This is a genomic window from Pontimicrobium sp. MEBiC01747, assembly GCF_053601635.1.
The window spans coordinates 1-5624 of record NZ_JBSHNS010000217.1 but is presented as its reverse complement, the minus strand read 5'-3'; the positions used below and the strand labels follow the sequence as shown (position 1 = coordinate 5624).

The following is a 5624-nucleotide window of genomic DNA, read 5'->3' as shown; positions in this document are numbered from 1 at the left end:
AAAGAGTTAAAAGTTAACGATTTAAAGAAACGTTACGATATTGTAATTTTTAATCCAGATGGGAGTATTTTTTTAATTGTAGAGTGTAAAGCGCCTAAAATTAAAATAGATCAAACCACTTTCGACCAGGTTGCTAGGTATAATTTAGCACTAAACGCAACCTATTTAATGGTTACCAACGGATTAAATCATTATTATTGCATGATGGATTTTAATGCTGAAAAGTATCAGTTTTTAAGGGATATTCCTGAGTATAAAAAGTAGGTAAACTATTAAATTAAAGATATAATACATTTTTTGGAAATAGCTATTGTAATATTAAATTGGAATGGAAAAGAGCTTTTAGAGACCTTTTTACCATCCATAGTACACCATTCTAAAAATGCTACTGTTTATGTTGCAGACAATGCTTCAACCGACAACTCTGTAGCGTTTGTTAGTACTAACTTTCCTTCGGTAAAAATTATTCAGAATACCGAAAACGGAGGCTACGCAAAAGGTTATAATGATGCTTTAAAGCATATTAATGCCGATATTTTTTGTTTAGTTAATAGCGATATTGAAGTTAGCGAGAATTGGTTATTACCTATTATATCTACTTTTACTGCTGAGCCACAAACAGCCATTATACAGCCAAAAATATTAGATTATAAGCAAAAAACACATTTTGAATATGCTGGTGCTGCTGGCGGATATATTGATAAATATGGTTATCCTTTTTGTCGCGGACGTATTTTTAATACCATAGAGGCAGATAATGGGCAGTATAATAAAGACTCAAATATTTTTTGGGCTTCTGGAGCTTGTTTTTTTATTAGAGCTCATGTTTTTTACACTTTACAGGGTTTTGATGACTCTTTTTTTGCACACATGGAAGAAATAGACTTGTGTTGGAGAGCTCATAATTTGGGGTATACAGCCAAATATAATCATCAATCTACCGTGTACCATGTTGGTGGGGCAACTCTAAATGCTACAAACCCAAAAAAAACATACTTAAACTTTAGAAATAGTTTATTTACACTTACTAAAAATGCTTCTGGCGGCCTCTTTTTTATACTTTTTTTACGTATGGTATTAGATGGCTTGGCTGCCTTTAAATTCCTAACCGAATTAAAGTTTAGCCATATATTAGCCATTTTAAGAGCACATTTAAGCTTTTACAAACATTTTACTCGACTTATAAGGCAACGTAGACAATTACAACAATCTAAAAATTATTATAAACTAAAATCCATAGTTTGGAACTATTACGTAAATAAAAAGAAACGATTTAGCCATTTGTAAATCTTTAGTAAAAGTTTTGTTAATCGTTATTTTAACATTTTATTTTTCTATACTTTTGAAGCGTTAAAAAAATATATTTTATCAAATTATGAAGAAAATTGTATTATTTGGTGCAGTTGCACTATTAACATTAGGTTCTTGTGTGTCTAAAAAAGAATTTTTAGCCCTTGAAGAAGAACATAAAAAAACTCAAGATTTATTAAACTCTGCAACAGTAAAACTAAACAAATGTTTAGCAGATGAAGCAGCAGCAGCAGCTAGAGGAAAAGCGTTGGAGGAGCGTTTAGCAGATATGAAGAAAACGAACCAAGATTTAATCCAGTCCTCTAAAGACATGACTGTATTAACTACTAAAGGGGCAGAAAATCTTGAAAAATCTTTAGAAAGTTTAAAAGAAAAGGACTTAAAAATAACACGTTTACAAGATGCTTTATCTAAAAAAGACAGTGTTACATTAGCATTAGTAACAAGCCTTAAAAAAGAAGTTGGTTTAAATGACCCAGACATTGAAATTAATGTTGAAAAAAGTGTTGTATTTATCTCACTTTCAGATAAATTATTATTTAAAAGCGGAAGCTACAATATTACAAGCAGAGCTAAAGAAATTTTAGGAAAAGTTGCTACAGTAATTAACGGAAAACCAAATTTTGAAGCTATGATTGAAGGGCATACAGATAATGTGCCTTACAAAAAAGGTGTATTAGTAGACAACTGGGATTTAAGTGTAAAACGTAGTACCTCTATTGTTAGAGCATTACAAGAATTAGGTGTAAACCCTGCACAGTTAATTGCAGCAGGACGTGCAGATTATGTACCACTAGTTCCAAACGATTCTCCTGAAAATAAAGCAACAAACCGTAGAACAAAAATTTTAATTTTACCTAAAATAGATCAGTTTTACGACATGATAGAAACAGAGATGAAAAACTTATCTAAAGAAGGAAACTAAAAAACAACCTTCTTTTTAAATACTAAAAAGCGTAATCTTTAAGATTGCGCTTTTTTTATTTGCCTATACAAGTATAAATAGTAACTTTATACTACCAACATATAAAAAATACGTTTTGAATACAATAATGAGAGTGAGTATAAAAACGATAACATTATTAGCATTATTTGCTATAGTATCTTGTACAGATGAACCGTACTACGAAGATGTTTCTACTATAGATTTGCAACTATTATCGCTAGTAGATGATAAATCTAATGGACAAGGTGTAGACTTTTTTAAGCTACCAAGTTCTACAGATTTTCAGAACATTCCTCAAGACCCACTTAATCCTTTAAATACAGCTAAAGTAAGCTTAGGAAAAATGTTAGTTCATGAGACTGCTACAGGAGGAAATCCACAAATTACAGATGCAAACCAAACCTATTCTTGTGCTAGTTGTCACCCAGTGGCTTCTGGCTTTTATTCTGGAAATTTACAAGGTATAGGTGAAGGCGGTGTAGGTTTTGGTTTTCAAGGAGAAGGTAGACAAGTAAACACTAACATGCCTTTAAATTTAATAGATATCTTACCTATTAAAGTCCCTAGTTTATTAAACACCGCATACCAAGATGTAATGCTTTGGAATGGTGCTTTAGGCGCTACAGGAATAAATGCACCTTTTGTATCGCAGAACGCAGAAGACATTCCTGAAAACCTATTAGGCTATCAAGGTCTTGAAACACAAGGTATAGCTGGGCAAAACGCACATAGATTAAAAATAGACGAGGCATTCATTACAACCTACGAGTATAAAGCTATGTTTGATGAGGCATTTCCTGATTTTCCAGAAAGCACAAGATACTCGAAAACTACAGCAGGCTTAGCAATAGCAGCTTTTAATAGAACCGTATTGGCAAACCAGTCGCCATGGCAAGATTGGTTAAAAGGACAGCATAATGCTATGTCTACACAAGAAAAGCAAGGTGCTATTTTATTTTTAGATAAAGCAAAATGTGTTAATTGCCATACTGGCCCAGCATTAAAATCTAACGAATTCTATGCTTTAGGCTTAGGTGACATAGACCAAAGTAATGGCATAATTATAAACCAAGAACAGTTTGAAATGATGCAAAAAGGTAGAGGTGGTTTTACTAATAATGCAAATGATAATTATAAATTTAAAGTTCCAAACTTATATAATTTAAAAAACAATTCCTTCTACGGTCATGGGGGGACTTTTACCAATTTAACAGAAATAATTACTTACATCGTTTTAGGTGAGAAAGAAAATAGTAATGTTCCCGATGCTCAATTAGCAGAAGAGTTTACCAATTTAAACTTAACAACAGCAGAAATTAATGATTTGGTCGCTTTTGTAGAACATGCGTTATATGATCCTAATTTAGAACGCTACGTACCAGATGACGTTTTCTCTGGCAATTGTATTCCTAATGCAGATACACAATCTCAAATAGATTTGGGGTGTAATTAAAACATAATTAAAAAGGGCTATCTAAAAACATATTTTAGTCTAATCGAAAACGATTTTTTAAAATACTTTTTAAACAGCCCTTCTAATAGCTACTTATTAAGGGATTCTTTTATTAAAGTAATCTCGTTTTCTAAAGTTTTAATTTTTTCAGACTGTTTAGAAATTATTTCGTTCTGTTCTTGTATAGCTTTCACCATAATTGGAATCGTTTCAATATAATTAACAGCTAACATGCTATTATCTCTATCGCTTTCGTTTATTAATTCAGGAATTATATTTTTTAACTCTTGTGCTATAAATCCATAATGCTTTTTTTTCTCTTTATCTTTTATGTAATTATATTGATATGTTTTTAAACGCATTACTGTAGATAAACCTCTATCATTTTTAGATATATTCTCTTTTAAACGTTTATCGGATGGTGTAAAAGCATTTACAAAAAAGAAATTATTCCAAAAGTTTCCATTACGTCCTAAATCGTATGTTTGGTCTACAAAAGGGTAGAACGCAAAATCGCTAAAAACATAATCGGAATTCAAACCTCCTCCAGCACCTATACTTATATTTAATCCACCGTTAACGGTATTATCGTTAGTGTGTATTGCCCTAGTATATACTCTTCTAAAATGCTTATCGAAAACGCCAATATCTATACCATTAGCATCTATATTTGTTAGGGATTCTACAGCGGGTTCAAATGTTTGAGCCTTAAAAACAAAACTGGTTACATTATTAAACCTAATATTATAATTACCTAAAGCATTACTGTTATTTAATGCAAAGATACTTCCTGTTGGTTCAGTTAATATTTGAGAATTAAAACCTGTATTCTCAATATTTATACCATCAGAAGTTTTTCCTACAACATTAATGTCTAATTGATTGTTTGGAGTTGTAGTACCTATACCAACTTGAGAAACTACAACAAATGGGAATAAAATAATGCCAAGAAATAGCATTTTAGGGAGCTTTCTTTTCATAGAATTTTAATTTGGGAATTAGTTTTTTAAACATTAAGTCTAAAAAGCATGTATTTCCTTACAAATTAATTTTACCTTAAAAAATTGCTGTTTAAAAAATCTCTAAACTACCTTTACCTTCCCTAATTACTTCTGGATTATCATTTGAGAAATCTATAATAGTAGACCCTTCGTTTCCTCCATAACCTCCATCTATAACAAGGTCTACAATGGCACCCCACTTTTCAAGAATTAATTCGGGGTCTGTAGTGTACTCTAATATTTCATCTTCATCTCTAATAGATGTCGATACAATAGGATTTCCTAATGCTTCAACGATATCTAATGCAATTTGATTATCTGGCACACGAATTCCTACTGTTTTTTTCTTCTTAAAAACTGATGGCAATGTTTTTGCTCCTGGTAATATAAAAGTGTATGGTCCTGGTAATGCCCTTTTTAAAATTTTAAATGTAGACGTATCTATTTGTTTAACATAATCACTTAAATTACTTAAATCTCGGCAAATGAACGAAAAATTAGCTTTCTCCAACTTTACTCCTTTAATTTTAGCAATACGCTCTAAAGCTTTAGTATTAGTAATATCGCAACCTAAGCCATATACTGTATCTGTAGGATAAATAATAAGCCCTCCTTTTTTAAGAGTATCTATTACTTTTTTAATCTCTTTAGGATTAGGGTTGTCTTCGTATATTTTAATAAACTCTGCCACAATAATTAATTTAACAGCAAAGTTATACATTTTAATTAAGTGTTAATACGTCTGCTTATTATTCTTTATATAGCTATATATTCTTTAATTAACTTTAACAAAACCTTAGTGTTCAACATACTATATAATAATAATTTTGTTTGTACGTTTACTTTTAAAAAGCATTGAATATTCGTAATCAATTATAAAAATCTACTGTCTACCTAAACTTGTTCAGGTTTT

Annotated in this window: 6 protein-coding genes; 4 read left to right on the top strand and 2 right to left on the bottom strand. The window is 30.8% G+C overall.

The window, feature by feature from the left end; translation table 11 throughout:
• The 4 genes from ACVC2P_RS07205 to ACVC2P_RS07190 form a co-directional block, all read left to right on the top strand.
• Positions 1-264, top strand: a 264-nt coding sequence (locus tag ACVC2P_RS07205) for a type I restriction enzyme HsdR N-terminal domain-containing protein (protein ID WP_452597804.1), incomplete at its 5' end; no start/stop codon positions are given.
• 33 nt (positions 265-297) lie between these two features.
• Complete coding sequence (locus tag ACVC2P_RS07200; RefSeq protein WP_452597803.1) at positions 298-1287, top strand: glycosyltransferase family 2 protein; 990 nt, start codon at positions 298-300, stop codon at positions 1285-1287.
• Positions 1288-1375: 88 nt separating this feature from the next.
• A complete protein-coding gene (locus ACVC2P_RS07195) occupies positions 1376-2236 on the top strand; it encodes an OmpA/MotB family protein (protein ID WP_452597802.1) in 861 nt (286 codons plus the stop codon).
• Between the two features lie 115 nt (positions 2237-2351).
• Positions 2352-3710 (top strand): cytochrome-c peroxidase, encoded by a 1359-nt coding sequence (locus ACVC2P_RS07190; RefSeq protein WP_452597801.1) that lies wholly within the window; start codon positions 2352-2354, stop codon positions 3708-3710.
• An 89-nt stretch (positions 3711-3799) separates the two neighbouring features.
• Here the strand turns inward: ACVC2P_RS07190 and ACVC2P_RS07185 are convergent, their stop codons facing one another.
• Both ACVC2P_RS07185 and ACVC2P_RS07180 read right to left on the bottom strand, forming a co-directional pair.
• A complete protein-coding gene (locus ACVC2P_RS07185; RefSeq protein WP_452597800.1) occupies positions 3800-4690 on the bottom strand; it encodes a tail fiber domain-containing protein in 891 nt (296 codons plus the stop codon).
• A 91-nt stretch (positions 4691-4781) separates the two neighbouring features.
• The gene (locus ACVC2P_RS07180; RefSeq protein ID WP_452597799.1) at positions 4782-5402 is read right to left on the bottom strand and encodes an L-threonylcarbamoyladenylate synthase; all 621 of its coding nucleotides are present in this window, start codon (positions 5400-5402) and stop codon (positions 4782-4784) included.
• Between the last annotated feature and the right edge of the window lie 222 nt (positions 5403-5624).